This is a genomic window from Flavobacterium sp. CFBP9031 (assembly GCF_034044945.1).
Classification (GTDB): domain Bacteria; phylum Bacteroidota; class Bacteroidia; order Flavobacteriales; family Flavobacteriaceae; genus Flavobacterium.
On record NZ_JAXCWF010000013.1, the window covers coordinates 149672 to 167773 of the forward strand.

Genomic DNA, 18102 nt, shown 5'->3' on the forward strand with positions numbered 1-18102 from the left:
TTCGTTATAAAACAAATAATAAAAAATCGGCTTTAATCAATTTGCAAAAGCTTATCAAAATGATAGGATATTTTTCAAAATGAAAGGGATTTAAATAAAAAAGCCCTAAATCGAAATTTAGAGCTTTTTTATATTTATAAGTGACCTAATAAATTAGTCCCATTGATTGTTTTTAGAAAGGGCAAATTTACCTGCTCCAGTAAAAAACAAGGCAATAGCTCCAAAAAGGTAAAGCATTAATAATTCTAAAGCATAACCTCCGTGATCGCTAATGGTGAAAATGTCCTGAGCGTGGGCTGTTGCAACTGCAACCACACAAGTGATCGCCAAAAGAACTGCAGCAATTCTAGTTCTAAATCCTAATAAAATAGCAATTGGAGCTAAAACTTCACCAATGTAAACCGCATATCCAAATGCGCCCATGTTATCTACAAGGAAAGAAATTCCGTGAATCAATTTAGAAACACCGTGAAAAAGCATCAATCCACCAGTACTAATACGCAATAGCAATAATCCAAGGTCTGTGTTTTTTGAAATCATAAAAAATTTTGTTTAGGTTAAAAATTATATCAAAATTGGGTTTATAAGCCGACTAAAATACAAAAATTTCCCTATGAAAAACAATCTTATTTAAAACAATTCCAAATAACCGTTTTTAGACTATCACAAACGTGATTTACTTTAAAACTTTATCGCAATTTTTCCAATTGTTTTTCCCGATTCTAAAAGTTCGTGTGCTTTCTTTAGATTTTCGGCTGTAAGTCCGTTTAAAGTGGTGTTTAAAGTCGTTTTCAAGATACCGTCATCGAGTAAATCGGCTACAATATTCAGAATATTATGCTGCTCGATCATGTCTTCCGTTTGATACATAGAACGCGTATACATCAATTCCCAAGAAAAAGAAACACTTTTGCTTTTCAGCTTTGTTAATGCAACTGGGTCGCTGCTTCCTGTAATGGAGGCAATATGTCCTTGCGGTTTAATCAATTCGACCATTGTATCCCAATAAGCATTGGTGTCGACAAAATCTAAAATAAAGTCAACGTACTCAAAGCCAGCCTCTCGAACCGAAGAAATCAAATCTTTATGGTCTACAACAAAATCAGCTCCCTGCTGTTTGCACCAAGCAATCGTTTCTGGACGCGACGCTGTTGCGATAACGGTTAAGCCAGCAATTTTCTTGGCTAGCTGAATGGCAATCGAACCAACTCCTCCTGCTCCACCAATAATTAAAATTGATTTTCCTTTGTCTTTATCAGCGCTAATTCTGATTCTGTCAAATAGAATTTCCCAAGCCGTTAAAGCCGTTAACGGAATTACAGCAGCTTCTTCAATACTTAATGCTTTTGGTTTTTTGCCAACAATTCTTTCGTCTATAATCTGATATTCGGCATTGCTACCTTGTTTGGTAATATCTCCAGCATAATAAACCGGATCGCCTACTTCAAACAAAGTAACATCCTGTCCGACAGATTGAACGATTCCGACAGCGTCCCAGCCTATAATTTTTGGAGTTTCTAAAACGGTGTCTTTCGCACTATTTTGGCGAATCTTAAAATCGACTGGATTTACTGAAATCGCATCAATTTTAACTAATAAATCGTGTGGCCCAGGAATTGGTTTTACGGCTTCAAATTCGATAAAACTTTCTGAGTTTTCTATGGGTAATGATGTTTTAAATCCTATTGCTTTCATTTCTTTTTAATGTTTAAATTAAAACTATATTACAAAGATAAGACGAGTTGAAATCTCTTGATTGGTATATATTGAGTGTATATTTGTATATATTAAGCATATTGTGTTTTTTGTTTCACGCAGATTTTACAAATTATAGCTGATTCTGCAGATTTTTTATTTAAAATCTTCTAAGATCTGCTTAAATCTTTTAAAATCTGCGTGAAATAATTTAAACACATAGAAACATAGAATTTTAAATGTAAATTAAGAATACAAAAAAGAAACTAGTTTCTACACATAGCTCTCAAATTTTAAAACACAAAGCTATGTGCATTTAAACAAGTGAAACGCCTTTCAACACAAAGAAAAGCTATGTTTCTATGTGTTTAAATAAAGCCTTAAATTTGTAAAAAACATTTTACTATGAATATCAGAAAAGCCGAAAAATCAGACTCAAAATATATTGCTCCTATATTATTGCTAGCAATGGAAGACATCATCTATAAATTTATAGCTAAGGAAGATTACGCTTCCGCGAAAGACTTTCTGCAATATTTCGTTGAACGAGAAAACAATCAATATTCTTATCAAAACTGTTTTGTGGCAGAAGACAATAATGAAATCATTGGTGCAGTAAACATTTATAATGGTGCTGACATTGAAGAATTACGAAATCCTATTATTGAATACGTTAGGAAACATTATAATCCTGAATTCGATCCTGAATTTGAGACCCGTGAAGGTGAATATTACATAGATTCGTTGGGCGTGAATCCGAAATATCAAGGAAAAGGAATTGGTTCTCAATTATTGCAATTTTTGATAGATAAATACGTTCATAAAAATAAAGAGGTTTTAGGTCTGCTGGTTGAGGAAGACAATCCGAGTGCTAAAAAACTGTATTTAAAGCTTGGTTTTAAAGTAGTTGGAAACAAAACTTTGGTTAAGAAGAACCTAGAACATCTTCAAATCAAAAATTAATTATAGAATGAAAAATATCACAATATTAGAAGCAGGTTTAATTTTAAGAATAGTTTTAGGAATCACAATGCTTTCGGCCGTAGCGGACCGATTTGGAGTTTGGGGCGCACCAGGATCTCACGCAGTTGCCTGGGGAAATTGGGAAAATTTCGTAATCTACACCCAATCTCTAAATTCTTTTGCCAACAAAGCCACAGCAGAAGTTCTAGCAGGAATTGCCACTTTCTTTGAAGTTTTACTAAGTCTACTATTGTTATTTGGTTTCAAAACCAGACTTGCGGCTTTAGGAACTACGCTTTTAATGTTCTTTTTTGCATTTGCTATGTCGGTTTCTGTTTCTGTAAAAGCACCTCTCGACTATTCGGTTTGGACAAGTTGTGCAGCGGCTTTACTGCTTGCTAATATTGGTAAAACATCTTATGCCGTTGACAATAGGATATAGTTTTCGATAAAAGCGTTCTAGAAACTTTGTCAAAGTCTAAAACTTTGACAAAGTTAATCGCTTCGAAAAGTTCAGCTTAAAAAACATCTATTCACATCTTTTTTCTGAGGTAAATTCGTTTCGGAAATTGATCTTCTATACTTTCTTTCCCTTCAAATTCTTCGTAATTTATTGATCGTAATATATCGATCAAAGCAGTATCTATGGCAAAAGCACTCACCCAAATTAAATCGTGTTTTCGCTGAGAAGCAATTTCTTCAGCACGTTTAATAAGCACTTTTAAATCTTCTTCATCAAAATAAACAACCTCACTCAGATTGATTGCTTTTGACGCTCCAAGGTTTTCGTTTAATATTCTCGACGAATCTAATTTTAAATACGATTGCGGAGTTTCGCCAAGATAAGCCATCAGAATCTCGATCGAAAAATCGTTCTGAATTCGAAACAACTCTTTTTTCGAAAGATGCTCTTCGGCATATTTTTCTCCTAACTCTTTTTCCTTAAATAAATTGGTATAGAATTGAACGGCCTTGTCTTCCATCCAAAAGACATTATCGTTGATTATGACAACAAATTTTGCAATTTTACTCATTTCTTTTCTTTAAAAATAAAAAGCAAAATTGCACCGAATGTTAGTCTAAAAAAAGAGCGATAGGGCTTCTGTTTTGTGCAAAATGTCGGCTGAATGATTTTAATCAATCTGTTTTTTTCGATATTCCAAAGGCGAAATACCTTCGTAGTTTTTAAAAAATCGTCCAAAAACAGATTGATCAGAAAAATGAAGTAAATCGCTGATCTGATTGATGGACATTTTTTTATTCTGCAACAAAACTTTAGCTTCCAGAATCACCATTTCGCTAATCCAGTCACTAGCCGTTTTTCCGCTATGCTTTTTAATGACTTCAGACAAATATTTTCGGCTTACATTTAATTCATCCGCATAATGTTGCACCGTTCTAAAATTCAGAAAATCTTTAAAAAGAAGCTCTTTAAACTTTTCATATAAAGGGCTTTGTACTTCTGTGGGAATTTTTTCTTTCTGAATACCATCAATTTCATAAATTAAAATGTACAAATAACTTCTCAAAATAGAGGCTTGATGCTTAGACTGATCTTCTGATACTTCTTTGATTAAGCTAAAAATGCGTTCAAACTTGCTTTCCTCTCCTTTTGCGAGTGGAGAGATATTGCTATCACTATTTTCAAAAAAAATATATTGTGTTAGAAAAAAGACGTTTGCTTGATTTTCTAGAAAAAACTGCGGTTTAAAAAATATTATATCGATTAGAATTTCGTCCTCATTTTTAGAAAAACTTCTTATTACCGAAGGCCCTAAAGCAATAATAGCTGGAGCGTGAACCACTTTTGTTTCGAGCCCAGTATGCATGATTATACTTCCTTTTCTTAGAAATTCAATTGCATAGCTTTCGGCACGATAAGGCTCGGTAATGTAAGGATGCTCACTCGTCTGGATATAGAAGTACTCTTTCTGATCTGCGTACGAAAATAAACTCTTGTGATGTGTTAAGGAATATGTGAGGATTTTACTCTTCAATACTGCTGTTTTAGTTCATTAGGATTCCAAATATACCGTTTTTTTAGTGTTCAGTCGCAGTTTGCAGTCTTTGCGGTAACAAAGGCTAGCTTTGTCAAAGTTTTAAACTTTGACAAAGCTTCTCGGCTCTTAACCTACCTGGGACTGAAAACTGAACACTAAAAAACTGAACACTGAACACTAAACACTGAGCACTAAAAAAATTTTTAAGGTATATTTAAGGTCATAAAGCTATTTCGAACAAATTTGTATTCGTAAATTAGCCATTACAAAAACATATCTTAAATGACAATACTTACCTTTACGCTGATTATGATTCTGGGTGCCTTTTTAGCAGGCTTTATTGGTTCATTATCAGGCTTAGGAGGCGGTATCATTATTATTCCGCTTCTTACTATTCTTCTTGGTGTCGATATTCATTATGCCATTGGAGCTGCTTTAGTCTCCGTTATCGCCACTTCTTCAGGTTCTGCAGCCGCTTATGTAAAAGAAGGAATTACCAACATGCGAATGGGAATTTTTCTCGAAATCGCTACTACTATAGGAGCCGTTTGCGGAGCATTGCTTTCTACTATCGCCCCTACTTCTTTTATTGCGGTTTTATTCGGTTTAACACTGATTTTTTCTGCCATTAATTCGCTTCGAAAAAAAGAAGAACACATTGTTTTAGAATCTAGTCCGCTAGCTAAAAAACTTAAATTAGACGGAACTTATCCTGCTCATGATGGCGAAGTGATAAAGTACGGAACCAAAAATGTAATTGGCGGTTTTAGTATGATGGGAGTTGCTGGAATGATGTCGGGTCTTCTCGGAATTGGTTCTGGCGCTTTTAAAGTAATCGCGATGGATAACATTATGCGTGTTCCGTTTAAAGTATCTACAACAACCAGTAATTTCATGATGGGAGTTACAGCAATGGCGAGTTCTGTAATTTATATTCAAAAAGGATATATCGAACCTGGAATTTGTATGCCGGTTGTAATTGGAGTTTTGTTTGGCGCAATGGCTGGAGCTAAAATCTTAGTGCGAACAAATCCGAAGAAATTGAGAATATTTTTTGCCTGCCTGATTTTTGTTTTGGCAATAAACATGATTTATAACGGACTAAATGGAAAAATCTAATATGGTACAAGAAGAAAAATTTGGAGAAAAAGATTTTCAAACTATTATAGGAAACTTGCTTCGTTATGGGGTTTGGATTTCGTTATCGGTTGCTTTTATTGGCGGAATTGTATATTTAATTCATAATGGAAGCCAAATTGAAGATTATTCTGTTTTTAAAGAAAATGACCGCAATATATTTGAAGTAATTACCGCTATTTACAATGGTGCAATTCAAGGAAACGGAGAATCGTTAATATTTACAGGAATTATTTTCTTGTTCATGACACCCGTTTTACGCGTATTGCTTTCGCTATTTTCATTTTTATTGGAAAAAGATTACTTGTACGTTGGCATTACATTAATTGTAATCATGATTATCATTATCAGTATTTCATTTGGTTTCTCACATTAAAAAAATTTTAGATTTTAGATTGTAGATTTTGGAGTTTGGGATTTAGAGTTTGGAATTTGGAGTTTGGGATTTGGAATTTGGAATTTAAAATATTGAAATTTAAAGACATGGAAATAGGAATAGACAGTTTTGCTTCGGCGATGTATGGCGATAACAACACGCTGAGCAGTGTTGATGCTATGGAACAGCTTCTGCAGCGAATTGAATTTGCAGATCAGGCTGGTCTTGATGTTTTCGGAATTGGAGAACATCATAAAAAAGAGTTTTTAGATTCTGCTACAGCTGTCATTTTGAGTGCAGCGGCGGCTAGAACAAAAAATATCCGACTGGCAAGTGCTGTGACCGTTTTAAGTGCAGCAGATCCAGTGAGGGTTTATCAGAGTTTTGCGACTTTAGATTTAATTTCGAAAGGAAGAACTGAAATTGTTGTCGGGAGAGGATCTGCCATTGAAGCTTATCCCCTTTTCGGATATGATTTGAGAGATTATGATGCTCTTTTTAAAGAAAAACTCGAACTGCTGCTTCAAATTAGAGACAATGAATTTGTTTCTTGGGAAGGAAAATTTCGTCCTGCTTTAAATAATTTACCTGTTTATCCAAGAGCTTTACAAGAAAAATTGCCCATTTGGCTTGGTGTTGGCGGAACACCAGAATCTTTTATAAGAGCTGGTTCGTTAGGACTTCCGTTAATGGTTGCCGTAATTGGCGGACAAACACATCGTTTTAAACCTTTAGTCGATTTATATCGTGAAGCAGGAAAAGCAGCAGGTTATAAACCGAATGAATTAAAAGTAGGCTTGCATTCGCCTGGATATGTTGGTACAACAACGGAAAAAGCAATTGAAGAATACTATCCTGGTTATGCCGAATTATGGACAAAATTAGGATATGAAAGAGGTTGGCCTCCTATAACCAAAGGCAAATTTGATGGCTTAATTGATGATTTAGGTGTTTTAATTGTAGGTGGTCCAGAAAGAGCTACAGAGAAAATTCTGAAACACAGCGAAGCTCTAGGCGGCGTGGACCGATTTACTTTCCAAATGGACAATGCGGGATTGACACACAAACAACTAATGAATGCCATTGAATTGATTGGTACAAAATTGATTCCTTTGATACGCAAGGCATAATTATTAATCTCGCAATCCCGATAGCTATCGGCAGCTAAGACGCAAAGTCTTTATTTTAAAAAGCCACAGATTATTAAGATTAAAAGGATTTTTTTCCATTCCTAATTTTTGAATAGCATCCAGCTTTAGCTGGATGAAAAATAGAGCAAAAGTCAAAGGCTTTAGCCAAACATCACTGGTTTGGCTAAAGCCTTTTTTCAATCTTCATTTGTAACCTTCAGTTAAAACTGGAGGCAATTCAAAAGAATTATACTTCTCAACCTTTGTAACTTTGTAACTTTGCTTCTTAGAATCTTAGAATCTCAGCATCTCAGAAACTTAGCATCTTAAAAAAAAGCACCCAACAATTAAGTCAGATGCTTTTGGTGTGATTTGCAATTTTTCAACGATAACAAACCAATTTAGAGCTTATAAGTAACACCAACTCTAAAATTTCTTGGCGCTTCAGTCTGCCAGTAATAAGCATTTAACCAGCTATAGTATGAACCGCTATATAGATATTTATCTAAGATATTGAATACGTTTGCCGCAACTTTAAATTTACCCGTTTCATAAGATAAACCTCCATCCAATTTAAAGTAAGAAGGTAGTTTTTGAAGACCTGCACTCCAAGTATCAGTCTGGCGTCCGTCAAGGAAAGTTCCTCCAATAGAAGCACCAAAACCTTTTAATTTTCCATGCTGAAGCGTATAATTTAACCAAGCATTTGCGGTATGTTTAGCATAACCTGGAACAATATCCCCCACCTTAATACCATTAGCTTCAGAAACATCTGGATCAATTTTAGTTACAGTTGACTCTGTAAAGGCATAATTTGCGATAAGATTTAAACCATCAAAGATTTTTCCTCTCAAATCAAATTCAACACCACGCGCTCTTTTTTCACCTAGAACTATTTTATACTGTTCGTTTGGCTCATTATTAGGATCTGCCGTTAACTCATTCTTCTTTAATATATTGTAAACAGATAAACTGGTATTCCAAGAACCGTCAAACCAATCCTTTTTAAGTCCAAATTCAACATTATTTCCTGTAAGAGGTTTTATATCACCGCTTCTCACAACACCCGATTGAGGTGTAAAGGCTTGATCGTACAACCCGTAAACCGCAAAATCATCAGTAATAGAATAACTCAAACCTGCACGAGGCGTTATATGACTATCCTCAATTGGTTCTGCCTCATAGCTGCTAGTCTGACTAATCCATGTGTATCTTGCAGCAAGAGTCAATCTTAATTTATTCTCCAAAAAGCCAAGTTCATCCTGAATATATCCAGCAGCATATTCTGAACCGTAAAGTCCGCCAGCTCTTTGGCTTAAAGGAGTATCGTGATCAAATTGCGGGAAACCATTTGAAGGCGTTCCGTAATTCGGATTATAAACATTAAACGGATTATCAACTGTATCTAAATCATGCGATTGTCCCCAGTCTGCCATATAATCTTTGCTTCCTAAGTCTACTCCACCCAATATTTTATGAGAAACATTTCCTGTATTGAATTTTCCGTTCACAAATATTTGACCTAAGTACATATTACTTTCTGCGTCCCAGATGCCAACATTTCTAATGATTTCTCCATAAGCAAGATTTCCTTCCGGAACACCATCAAAATCTCTATCAGCAGGTCCTGGGCCAACAACTCCTGGCCATGAACTATATCCTTGCTGAATATATTTAAAATAAGAAGTCTGTGCAGTAAGTTTCCAGTTTTCATCAAACTTGTGCTCAAACTGAAGATATCCGCTATGATCCTGAATATTGGTATCAGGCAATCCTGGCTGCGTCATAGTAAAACCTACAGGTAAAGTTGCATAACCACCTGCTTGTGGTCCAAAAACATAATACGAACCCACTTCGGTCATATTTGCATACTGGAAATTATATTCGGCTGTGATTTTTGTTTTATCATCAATCTGATATGAAATTACAGGAGCAATTACATAGCGGTTATTGCGCTCAAACGGACGGTGCGATCCTTTGTTTTGGGCAGCTCCGTTAAATCTATAAAGCAATTTTCCTTTTTTATCTAATTTTCCGTCAAAATCAACGCTTACTCTATAAAAATCGTAGCTTCCGCCAAGTACACTCACCTCGCCTTTTGTAACTCCCGTTGGTTTTTTAGTCACCACATTATACAATCCGCTAGGATCTCCGCTTGAAAGCATGAATCCTGCTGGTCCTTTTACAAACTCAATATGATCTACAAAACTCATATCTTCTGTTAAGGGTCCCCAGAAAGAAGAAACTACGTTAAATCCGTTTCTAAAAGCCTGAATTTGAGAACCTCTCATCGTAATATTCGTATACAAATCTCCCCAGTGTTCCAAACGTACAGCTCCACTCACGTTACGAATTACCCCATCGCTCATACTCGTAATTTGCTGATCTTTTAAAGTCTGACCGCTTACAATTTGTATATTTTGAGGAATTTCTAAAACAGGAGTTTGAAGACGCAATGACAATGAAGGGTTATCTTGCTTGTATTTATTCTTTCTAATGACCACTTCTTCAAGATCTTCTTGACTTTCAGAAAGAGAAAAATTCCTAGTGGTAGTTTGTTTTGAATTCACTACAATCTTATCCTCAACAGCTTGAATTCCTACTCCATTTAATACAATGGTATACGTTCCAGGTTTTACATTTTTAATTTCATAATGTCCTGAAACAGTTGTAATATCTGAATATTTTGTTCCTTTTAACGCTACAGCTATATTTTCTGCTGGTTTATTGCCACTCAAAGAAACTTTTCCGTTTACAGTTCCAAGCTGTTGTGCCATTATATTTAATGAGCTCAAAAACAGCACGAAAAGATAAACTTTTGCATTAATAATTATTTTCATTTGGTTTTGATTTTAAATTGAGCGACAAAAGTAGATGCAAATCTCAACTTTTCCAAATTATTTTAATTCATTCTAAATAAATAAAACAAATTAAACTAAATCAGTAGGAATAAATTCTGAGAATTGCCATTTCTAAGTTATTTCTTGATAATATTAATCTACATTAAGTTTGAAACCAAAATCTATTTCTATCTTTATATTTCAAAATTTCAATGATCAAAAACAAATAACTTCCTGATATGAAATCAAATACAATAAGAAAAGTTGCCATTGTGGGCTATAACAGAATTCCTTTTGCGAGAGCCAATACGGCCTATTCTAATGTTGGAAACAAAGAAATGATGATCGCAGCACTCAACGGTCTTATTGACAATTACAATCTAAAAGGAAAATTATTAGGCGAAGTTGCTGGAGGTGCTGTGATTAAACATACTTACGACAACAATTTGATTCGTGAATCTGTTATGCAAACCAGTCTTGATCCTGCAACTCCTGCATGCGATTTACAGCAAGCTTGTGATACTGGAATTGAAAGCGCTATTTACATTGCTAACAAAATTGCTCTCGGACAAATTGATTCTGGAATTGCTGGCGGCGTAGATTCTATCAGCGATATGCCAATTGCAGTTAGTGAGAAACTTAGAAAAATTCTTTTAGAAGCTAGACAAGCAAAATCATTGGGCGGAAAAATTAAAACTTTTCTAAAACTTCGTCCAAAAGATTTATCTCCTTTAGTTCCTAGAAATGAAGAATCTCAAACTGGCCTTTCTATGGGCGGACATACTGAAATCACGGCGAAATATTATAAAATATCAAGAGAAGAACAAGATGAGTTTGCTTTGAAAAGTCATTTAAACATGGCAAAAGCGTATGACGAAGGTTTTTTCGATGATATGATTACGCCTTTTAACGGATTAGAAAAAGACAATAATCTAAGAAGAGACAGTACAATTGAAAAATTAGCCAAATTAAAACCCGCTTTTGATAAAGTAAATGGTACGCTGACCGCAGGAAATTCAACTCCATTAACAGATGGTGCCTCTTGTATTCTTTTAGCTAGCGAAGAATGGGCAAAAGAACAAGGACTTCCTATTTTAGCCTACATCACTTTTGCCGAAATCGCCGCAATTGAATACGTTAAGAATCAGCAGAATCTTTTATTAGCGCCTTTATTTGCTGCTTCAAGAATGCTCGAAAAAGCAGAATTAAACCTTCAGGATTTCGATTATTATGAAATTCACGAAGCTTTTGCTGCACAAACTTTGGCCACTTTAAAAATCTGGGAAAGCCCAGAATTGAGTGCCGAAATTGGCTTAAAGAAACCACTAGGCGCAATAGATCGAAATAAACTGAATGTAAAAGGAAGCAGTTTAGCAGCCGCTCACCCTTTTGCTGCAACTGGAGGAAGAATTATTGGCGTAATGGCAAAATTATTAAACGAGAAAGGCTCAGGAAAAGGATTAATCTCTATCTGTGCCGCAGGCGGTCAAGGAGTTACTATGATAATCGAAAAATAACTTTTTTCCATTTTTTCCTAAACATTTCAATTCAATTTATAAATCTGCCGAATCTGCAAAATCTGCGGGAGTAATTTTTGCTCGCAGATTTTGCAGATTCAGCAGATTTTTTTATTTAGAATCTTCGTGAAAGATTTAAGTATATAACTGCTAAAGTTTTTGTTTCACGCAGATTAAGCAGATTATTACGGATTTTTTTATTAGAATCTGCTAAGATCTGCTAAAATCTTTTTTAATCTGCGTGAAAAATTTAAACATGCAACTCTACTTAAAAAACCATTTTTTGTTTAAATATATCATACAAAAAAAACAACTAAATATCAATATTTTATACTAAATTTAGTTTTCTTTTTAAGCTTTTGCATGAATTCATTTTAAACCACTAAAAATGATGGAATCAAAAATACCCGAAGGTCCTCTTGCTGATAAATGGAGTCTCTACAAGTCTAAAGCCAAACTAGTAAATCCCGCAAACCGAAAAAAGCTAAATATTATAGTAGTCGGAACAGGTTTGGCGGGCGCTTCATGTGCGGCATCTCTTGCCGAACAAGGCTATAACGTAAAGTCTTTCTGTTTTCAGGATTCTCCTAGACGTGCACATTCTGTTGCCGCTCAAGGCGGAGTAAATGCTGCAAAAAACTACAAAAATGATGGCGATAGCACGTTTAGAATGTTTTATGACACTATAAAAGGTGGCGATTTTAGATCTCGTGAAGCCAATGTTTATCGTTTAGCAGAATGTTCGGCCCATCTTATCGATCATGCTGTTGCGCAGGGCGTTCCTTTTGCAAGAGAATATGCGGGATATTTAAATAACAGATCTTTTGGTGGCGTTCAGGTTTCTAGAACTTTCTATGCTAGAGGACAAACTGGGCAGCAACTTTTATTAGGCGCTTATCAAGCCTTGGAACGTCAGGCATCTTTAGGAAAAGTTAATTTGTATACCCGTCATGAAATGCTCGAACTCGTGGTTATTGATGGTAAAGCCAAAGGAATAATTGCACGAAATCTTGAAACTGGAATTCTAGAACGCTACGCTGCTGATGCTGTCGTATTGGCTTCTGGAGGCTATGGAAAAGTATATTATTTGTCTACTTTGGCAATGGGCTGTAATAGTTCTGCACTTTGGAGAGCGCATAAAAAAGGGGCTTTTATGGCAGGTGTGAGTTGGATTCAGTTTCATCCTACTTCGCTTCCTCAACATGGCGAAAACCAATCTAAACTGACTTTAATGTCAGAATCGTTGCGAAATGATGGCCGAATCTGGGTTCCGAAAAAAGTAGCAGACGACCGAAATGCAAATGCTATTCCCGAAGAAGAACGTGATTATTACTTAGAACGACGTTATCCCTCTTTTGGAAATCTAGCGCCAAGAGATATTTCGTCACGGGCTGCAAAAGAAAGAATCGACGCTGGTCATGGCGTTGGACCAATGAAAAATGCCATTTATCTCGATTTCTCGGATGCTATTAAAGCGCAGGGAAAGGATAAAATTGAAGCCAAATACAGCAATCTTTTTGCTATGTATGAAAAGATTACGGGCATAAATGCTTATAAAGAACCCATGCTGATTTCGCCTTCAGCACATTTCACAATGGGCGGACTTTGGGTCGATTATGAACTTATGACTACGATTCCAGGCTTATTTGCTTTAGGCGAAGCTAATTTTGCAGATCATGGTGCAAACCGACTCGGAGCAAATTCGCTGCTTCAAGCTTGCGTCGATGGTTATTTTATCGCGCCTTACACTATTCCGAACTATTTGGCAGGAGAACTAAATTTAAGCAAACCTGATACTTCTCATCCTGCTTTTGAAGAAGCTGAAAATGCGGTAAGAAGACAGTTAGATCGTTTTCTACATACTAATGGAACGCTTTCAGCAGATTATTTCCATAAAAAAAGGACGTCTTTTGTATGAAAAATGCGGTCTTTCGCGAAGCAGAAAAAAACTGGAAGAAGCGATTATCGAAATTCGGGATCTTAAAACTTCTTTCGAAAAAGATCTTAGAATCACAGGCGACAATACTTTAAATAGCGAATTAGAAAAAGCTGGCAGAATAGCCGATTACATCGAATTGGCAGAATTAATGTGCTACGACGCCTTACAGCGCAAAGAATCCTGTGGCGCTCATTTCAGAGAAGAATACCAAACCGCCGACGGAGAAGCCGTCCGCAACGACGCTGATTTCTGTTATGTCTCCGCTTGGGAGTGGAAAGGTTTAAATAACGAACCTGAACTTCACAAAGAACCTTTAACGTTTGAATCGGTGGAACTTGCGGTGAGAAGCTATAAATAATGGTGAATTGTTAATTGTAAATTATTAATTAACAGCTCATAAATCGCGATATCTAATTTATAATTAACAATTCATAATTCACAATTATATATGAAACTTTATCTTAAAATATGGCGTCAGTTTAATTCTTCTACCAAAGGGGAAATGACAGATTATGAAATTGATGGAGTATCTGAACATATGTCGTTTCTGGAAATGCTGGATCTTTTGAATGAATCGCTTATTCAGCAAGGAGAACGTGTTATTGAATTTGATCACGATTGTCGCGAGGGAATCTGCGGGCAATGTGGCGTAATGATAAACGGACGAGCTCACGGCCCTTTAAAAAATACCACAACTTGTCAGCTTCATATGAGAAGTTTTAAAGATGGCGATACCATTTATATTGAGCCTTTTCGCGCGAAAGCTTTTCCTGTTTTAAGAGATTTAAAAATTGACAGAAAAGCATTTGATTCCATTATCGCTTCAGGAGGATTCATTGGAGCTTCAACGGGCCAGGCGCCAGAAGCAAACAGTATTCCAATTTCGTATGAAACTGCCGAAGCTGCTTTTGATGCCGCTGCTTGTATTGGATGCGGGGCTTGCGTTGCTACATGTAAAAATGCTAGTGCAGCTTTGTTTGTTGGTGCCAAAATAACGCATTTAGCACTTTTACCGCAAGGAAAATTAGAAGCTCCTAAACGTGCCCTTTCGATGGTAAAACAAATGGATGAAGAAGGTTTTGGAAATTGTTCTGATACTAGAGCCTGCGAAATCGAATGCCCACAAGGAATTTCTGTGCTTTCGATTGCTAAAATGAATTTAGAATATATGAAGGCTTTGACTTTTAGGAAGTAGTATTGAATTTCTCGCAAAGACGCAGAGACGCAAAGTTTTTCTTTTTTTAAGTTTTTTAAGTTCTAAAACTCTGCGACTCTGCGAGATTAGAAAAATACTTTAAATACAGTACGCTTATCCTTCGACTTCGCTCAGGAAGACAAACAGCACGAATCTTTTTCAATAAAACCTTCGCGACTCTGCGACTTTGCGAGATTAAATATACTTTTAATACTTTACGCTTATCCTTCAACTTCGCTCAGGAAAACAAACAGCATTAACCATTTTTCAATAAAAAAACTTTGTGCCTTAGAGTCTTTGTGGCAAATAAACTAAGCGTCTTAGCGGTAAAAAAAAAAACTTAAACCGTAAAATAAGGAGTCAAGATATCTTCAAAATTATAAAGTCCTTTTTCTTTTTCTTTTAGATTTTCGGCTACAAAAATAACTCCGTTTCCGAAAGCTTCTCTCGAGATCGATTCGTGTATTAAACGCACCGTTTGAAAAGGAAAACCAAAAATAACTTCATGTTTTCCAACGATTCCCCCTGCCCTCACAACATTAATATCTTCCTTGTCAACATCTAGTGCTTCTGCAATTTTTACTGCGGTTCCAGACGTTCCTTCTTTAGCTTTAAAGTGCTCTTCATTTACTTCAATATCTACCCAAGGTGCAATTTTCTTTAAAAATTTTGCAGCAAACAATAAATAATTAACGCCCAAGGTGATATTTGGCGACCAGAATACAGTAGTTTTATCTGCCAGTTTCTTCAATAAATTCAATTCTTTTTCCTTGTAATGAGAAATGGCAGAAATTATTTTCACTTTGTGTCTTGCTGCTGTTTCTCCATAAGTGTAAATTCCTTCACTAGAAGAAAAATCGATTATGGCATCTACAGGATGTTTTTGTAATAATTCTTCAACAGAGGTATGCGAACTAGAATAGATTAAGCCGGGTTCGTCTGACTGGATTCCAAAAAATTCGGGAACTGATCTGTGCTCCAAAACATTACTTTGTCTTAAAACCCATTCAAGGCTGAATTTTTTATTTTCTAATAGTATTGAAGCTACTGATTTTCCAGTTTTCCCAAATCCGATTAATCCTATTTTCATAAGCATTTATTATTTTATGGGCGAAGCGTGCCCGGTTGAAAATATTGATATTGTAAAGTAGTCAATATCAATCCTAATTTTATTCTTTTAGACGGTTCTTAAAACCGCTTGTTCATAAAAATAGGAAAATCATAACAGAATTACCAACAAAAACTTCATTTTATAACAATAAAAATGGCTATTAATACGATTTTTTCTGTTAATAGAAAATTTAAACGCCTAATTTTTAAAGTAAGCGCTCTTTTAAATTATTCTCTTAAAAATGTTAAAAAATGACTTTAAAAAAAAGATTTGATCACATACAAGTAAATATATTTTGCCTAGTTTTATGGCCTGATATCCCCAAATTAATATCATAAAGAATGTCTTACAATACTAATGGATTACTTCGGTTCTTAGATGCTCAAAACAAGTTGTATTTAACAGCTCTAAACGAAATCAAAAAGGGTAAAAAAGAATCGCCTTGGATGTGGTTTATTTTTCCGCAGATAAAAGGAATGGGTTCGAGCGATAACTCCAAATTTTACGAAATCAAAAATGCCGATGAAGCAATTGCTTTTCTGGAGCATCCCATTTTAGGAAAACATCTGGTAGAAATCACTTCAGAACTTGCCAAAAAAGAAGAAAGTGTTTCTGATATTTTTGAAGGTCTTGATGTAGAAAAACTTCAATCGTGTATGACTTTGTTTGCCAGTGTTCAAAACACAGAACCTGTTTTTCAGGAAGTGCTTCACAAGCATTTTGATGGCTCATCCGATTTTCATACGCTGCAATTATTGTATAGCAATTTATAGAAGTAAGAATCACTTTGCAAATCTGCAGGTTGTTCCAAAAATAAGGCCTATTTAACTATATTTCTAAATAAGATATTTATATTTGCAACGCTGTTGCGTTTATTTATTTGATAATTAAACTTTTAAATATCCAGCAGAAATAACACGGAATGAAAAAGAAGATTACAGCCGTAAATTTCCTAATGTCTTTTGCAGTATTGTTTGCCATGCTGTTTCAGACGGTTCACTCCTATGAGCATATTTTAAAGCAGTCGGCAGAAAAACATTGCGATCACAAATATACTCCTGGTCAAAAAGAAATAACACACAGCCATTCGGTTGATGCAAATTGCCATATTTGTCATTTTGCTTTCAGTACGTTTATTCCCAACGCATTTCAGCACTTTACGTTTTACAAAACAGTTGCCGAGACTTCCTATATATTCTTATATTTTGAGGGAATTTCCACATTTTTCAAGGGCAGTCTTTTTGCCTTACGTGCGCCTCCTGTATTCTTTTAATTACTGCACTTTTTTAAACTCAAAACCTTTGCTCTATTTATTCTAATAGAGTAAAAGAAAATTCACATTACCGTTTTTTAATTTGGAATCTTTAGCTCCCAATTAAAGACCTTCATTCATTGCAGTAATTATTCAATAAAAAACTAATGCTCAAGCTTTTAAAACTCATTAAAAGCCTGAGATTTCTATATCTATTTTTAAAAATCATTTTTTTAAACAAACAAAACTTATGCTTACAGCAACAAACCTAACTAAAAAATACGGCGATCATACGGCTTTGAATGCCTTAAACTTAACCATAAAAGAAGGCGAAATCTTTGCTCTTTTAGGACAAAATGGTGCAGGAAAAACGACAACAATCAATTTATTTTTAGGTTTTATCGAACCAACATCTGGAGAATTAGAAATCAACAATATATCGGTTACAGCAAACAATCAGGAAACTAAAAAGCATGTGGCTTATATTCCAGAAACCGTAATGCTGTATCCAAATCTTACTGGCTTAGAGAATCTTAAATTCTTTTCGTCATTAGCAGGATTTAACTATTCTGATGGCGAATTAACTTATTTTCTAGACAAAGCAGGACTTCAAGCCAAAGCACATAATCAAAATTTAAGCGGTTACTCTAAAGGAATGCGCCAAAAAGTAGGAATTGCAATTGCGATTGCAAAAAAAGCGAAAGTGCTTTTGTTAGATGAGCCTACAAGCGGCTTAGATCCCAAAGCCTCTAATGAATTTTCTCAGATTCTAAAAGAGCTTTCTGCAGACGGAACGGCAATCTTAATGGCAACTCACGACATCTTCAGAGCAAGAGAAGTGGCTTCGCACATTGGGATAATGAGGCAGGGAAATCTTGTTACTGTTATTGAAGCAGATAAAATCTCTGCAAATGAGTTGGAAGATTTGTATTTACAGACGGTTTAAG

General features: G+C 35.3%; 16 protein-coding genes and 1 pseudogene. 11 read left to right on the forward strand and 6 right to left on the reverse strand.

Going from position 1 to position 18102, the window contains the following annotated elements; genetic code table 11:
• Nucleotides 1-153: 153 nt before the first annotated feature.
• Entirely contained in the window at nt 154-540 is a 387-nt protein-coding gene (locus tag SOM12_RS20105) for a DoxX family protein (RefSeq protein ID WP_095927562.1), read from the reverse strand.
• Between the two features lie 141 nt (nt 541-681).
• Complete coding sequence (locus SOM12_RS20110) at nt 682-1695, reverse strand: zinc-binding alcohol dehydrogenase family protein (protein ID WP_320495113.1); 1014 nt, start codon at nt 1693-1695, stop codon at nt 682-684.
• 405 nt (nt 1696-2100) lie between these two features.
• Between SOM12_RS20110 and SOM12_RS20115 the strand changes: the two genes are divergently transcribed.
• Nucleotides 2101-2658 (forward strand): GNAT family N-acetyltransferase, encoded by a 558-nt coding sequence (locus tag SOM12_RS20115; RefSeq protein ID WP_320495114.1) that lies wholly within the window; start codon nt 2101-2103, stop codon nt 2656-2658.
• Between the two features lie 7 nt (nt 2659-2665).
• The gene (locus tag SOM12_RS20120; RefSeq protein WP_095927565.1) at nt 2666-3100 is read left to right on the forward strand and encodes a DoxX family membrane protein; all 435 of its coding nucleotides are present in this window, start codon (nt 2666-2668) and stop codon (nt 3098-3100) included.
• Nucleotides 3101-3191: 91 nt separating this feature from the next.
• Here the strand turns inward: SOM12_RS20120 and SOM12_RS20125 are convergent, their stop codons facing one another.
• Both SOM12_RS20125 and SOM12_RS20130 read right to left on the reverse strand, forming a co-directional pair.
• Complete coding sequence (locus SOM12_RS20125) at nt 3192-3692, reverse strand: hypothetical protein (protein WP_320495117.1); 501 nt, start codon at nt 3690-3692, stop codon at nt 3192-3194.
• A gap of 99 nt (nt 3693-3791) precedes the next feature.
• Nucleotides 3792-4655, reverse strand: coding sequence for a helix-turn-helix domain-containing protein (locus SOM12_RS20130; RefSeq protein ID WP_320495119.1), 864 nt, complete (start codon nt 4653-4655; stop codon nt 3792-3794).
• A gap of 285 nt (nt 4656-4940) precedes the next feature.
• Between SOM12_RS20130 and SOM12_RS20135 the strand changes: the two genes are divergently transcribed.
• The 3 genes from SOM12_RS20135 (at nt 4941) to SOM12_RS20145 (ending at nt 7301) form a co-directional block, all read left to right on the forward strand.
• The gene (locus tag SOM12_RS20135) at nt 4941-5777 is read left to right on the forward strand and encodes a sulfite exporter TauE/SafE family protein (protein WP_095927568.1); all 837 of its coding nucleotides are present in this window, start codon (nt 4941-4943) and stop codon (nt 5775-5777) included.
• Nucleotides 5764-6171, forward strand: coding sequence for a DUF1634 domain-containing protein (locus SOM12_RS20140; protein ID WP_095927569.1), 408 nt, complete (start codon nt 5764-5766; stop codon nt 6169-6171). The genes SOM12_RS20135 and SOM12_RS20140 overlap by 14 nt, the downstream gene beginning before the upstream one ends.
• A gap of 107 nt (nt 6172-6278) precedes the next feature.
• On the forward strand, nt 6279-7301 hold the full coding sequence (locus SOM12_RS20145) for an LLM class flavin-dependent oxidoreductase (RefSeq protein ID WP_320495120.1): 1023 nt from the start codon (nt 6279-6281) through the stop codon (nt 7299-7301).
• A gap of 401 nt (nt 7302-7702) precedes the next feature.
• Here SOM12_RS20145 and SOM12_RS20150 read toward each other — a convergent pair whose 3' ends face one another.
• Nucleotides 7703-10141 carry a TonB-dependent receptor gene (locus SOM12_RS20150; protein WP_320495121.1) on the reverse strand — a complete coding sequence of 813 codons (2439 nt, stop codon included), beginning with the start codon at nt 10139-10141 and terminating at the stop codon, nt 7703-7705.
• Between the two features lie 239 nt (nt 10142-10380).
• Here SOM12_RS20150 and SOM12_RS20155 point away from each other — a divergent pair, with 239 nt between their 5' ends.
• The 3 genes and pseudogenes from SOM12_RS20155 (at nt 10381) to SOM12_RS20165 (ending at nt 14792) form a co-directional block, all read left to right on the forward strand.
• Nucleotides 10381-11658 carry an acetyl-CoA C-acetyltransferase gene (locus SOM12_RS20155; protein ID WP_320495122.1) on the forward strand — a complete coding sequence of 426 codons (1278 nt, stop codon included), beginning with the start codon at nt 10381-10383 and terminating at the stop codon, nt 11656-11658.
• A 388-nt stretch (nt 11659-12046) separates the two neighbouring features.
• Nucleotides 12047-13955, forward strand: a pseudogene (locus SOM12_RS20160) (fumarate reductase/succinate dehydrogenase flavoprotein subunit).
• 90 nt (nt 13956-14045) lie between these two features.
• Nucleotides 14046-14792, forward strand: a complete 747-nt coding sequence (locus tag SOM12_RS20165; protein ID WP_095927573.1) for a succinate dehydrogenase/fumarate reductase iron-sulfur subunit — start codon at nt 14046-14048, stop codon at nt 14790-14792.
• A gap of 340 nt (nt 14793-15132) precedes the next feature.
• On the opposite strand, the gene SOM12_RS20170 is transcribed toward SOM12_RS20165, so the two are convergent.
• The gene (locus SOM12_RS20170; protein WP_320495125.1) at nt 15133-15882 is read right to left on the reverse strand and encodes a 4-hydroxy-tetrahydrodipicolinate reductase; all 750 of its coding nucleotides are present in this window, start codon (nt 15880-15882) and stop codon (nt 15133-15135) included.
• 362 nt (nt 15883-16244) lie between these two features.
• Here SOM12_RS20170 and SOM12_RS20175 point away from each other — a divergent pair, with 362 nt between their 5' ends.
• From SOM12_RS20175 to SOM12_RS20185, 3 genes are all read left to right on the forward strand, one after another.
• Nucleotides 16245-16676, forward strand: a complete 432-nt coding sequence (locus tag SOM12_RS20175; RefSeq protein WP_095927574.1) for a DUF1810 domain-containing protein — start codon at nt 16245-16247, stop codon at nt 16674-16676.
• A gap of 149 nt (nt 16677-16825) precedes the next feature.
• Nucleotides 16826-17176: a hypothetical protein gene (locus SOM12_RS20180; RefSeq protein ID WP_095927575.1), complete on the forward strand. Its 351-nt coding sequence runs from the start codon at nt 16826-16828 to the stop codon at nt 17174-17176.
• 229 nt (nt 17177-17405) lie between these two features.
• Complete coding sequence (locus SOM12_RS20185) at nt 17406-18101, forward strand: ABC transporter ATP-binding protein (RefSeq protein ID WP_095927576.1); 696 nt, start codon at nt 17406-17408, stop codon at nt 18099-18101.
• Nucleotide 18102: the final 1 nt, after the last annotated feature.

Bases quoted from the DNA above. Each gene is read 5' to 3' on its own strand.
- SOM12_RS20105 (WP_095927562.1), bottom strand. From the start codon at position 540: ATGATTTCAAAAAACACAGACCTTGGATTATTGCTATTGCGTATTAGT.
- SOM12_RS20110 (WP_320495113.1), bottom strand. From the start codon at position 1,695: ATGAAAGCAATAGGATTTAAAACATCATTACCCATAGAAAACTCAGAA.
- SOM12_RS20115 (WP_320495114.1), top strand. From the start codon at position 2,101: ATGAATATCAGAAAAGCCGAAAAATCAGACTCAAAATATATTGCTCCT.
- SOM12_RS20120 (WP_095927565.1), top strand. From the start codon at position 2,666: ATGAAAAATATCACAATATTAGAAGCAGGTTTAATTTTAAGAATAGTT.
- SOM12_RS20125 (WP_320495117.1), bottom strand. From the start codon at position 3,692: ATGAGTAAAATTGCAAAATTTGTTGTCATAATCAACGATAATGTCTTT.
- SOM12_RS20135 (WP_095927568.1), top strand. From the start codon at position 4,941: ATGACAATACTTACCTTTACGCTGATTATGATTCTGGGTGCCTTTTTA.
- SOM12_RS20140 (WP_095927569.1), top strand. From the start codon at position 5,764: ATGGAAAAATCTAATATGGTACAAGAAGAAAAATTTGGAGAAAAAGAT.
- SOM12_RS20145 (WP_320495120.1), top strand. From the start codon at position 6,279: ATGGAAATAGGAATAGACAGTTTTGCTTCGGCGATGTATGGCGATAAC.
- SOM12_RS20150 (WP_320495121.1), bottom strand. From the start codon at position 10,141: ATGAAAATAATTATTAATGCAAAAGTTTATCTTTTCGTGCTGTTTTTG.
- SOM12_RS20155 (WP_320495122.1), top strand. From the start codon at position 10,381: ATGAAATCAAATACAATAAGAAAAGTTGCCATTGTGGGCTATAACAGA.
- SOM12_RS20165 (WP_095927573.1), top strand. From the start codon at position 14,046: ATGAAACTTTATCTTAAAATATGGCGTCAGTTTAATTCTTCTACCAAA.
- SOM12_RS20170 (WP_320495125.1), bottom strand. From the start codon at position 15,882: ATGAAAATAGGATTAATCGGATTTGGGAAAACTGGAAAATCAGTAGCT.
- SOM12_RS20175 (WP_095927574.1), top strand. From the start codon at position 16,245: ATGTCTTACAATACTAATGGATTACTTCGGTTCTTAGATGCTCAAAAC.
- SOM12_RS20180 (WP_095927575.1), top strand. From the start codon at position 16,826: ATGAAAAAGAAGATTACAGCCGTAAATTTCCTAATGTCTTTTGCAGTA.
- SOM12_RS20185 (WP_095927576.1), top strand. From the start codon at position 17,406: ATGCTTACAGCAACAAACCTAACTAAAAAATACGGCGATCATACGGCT.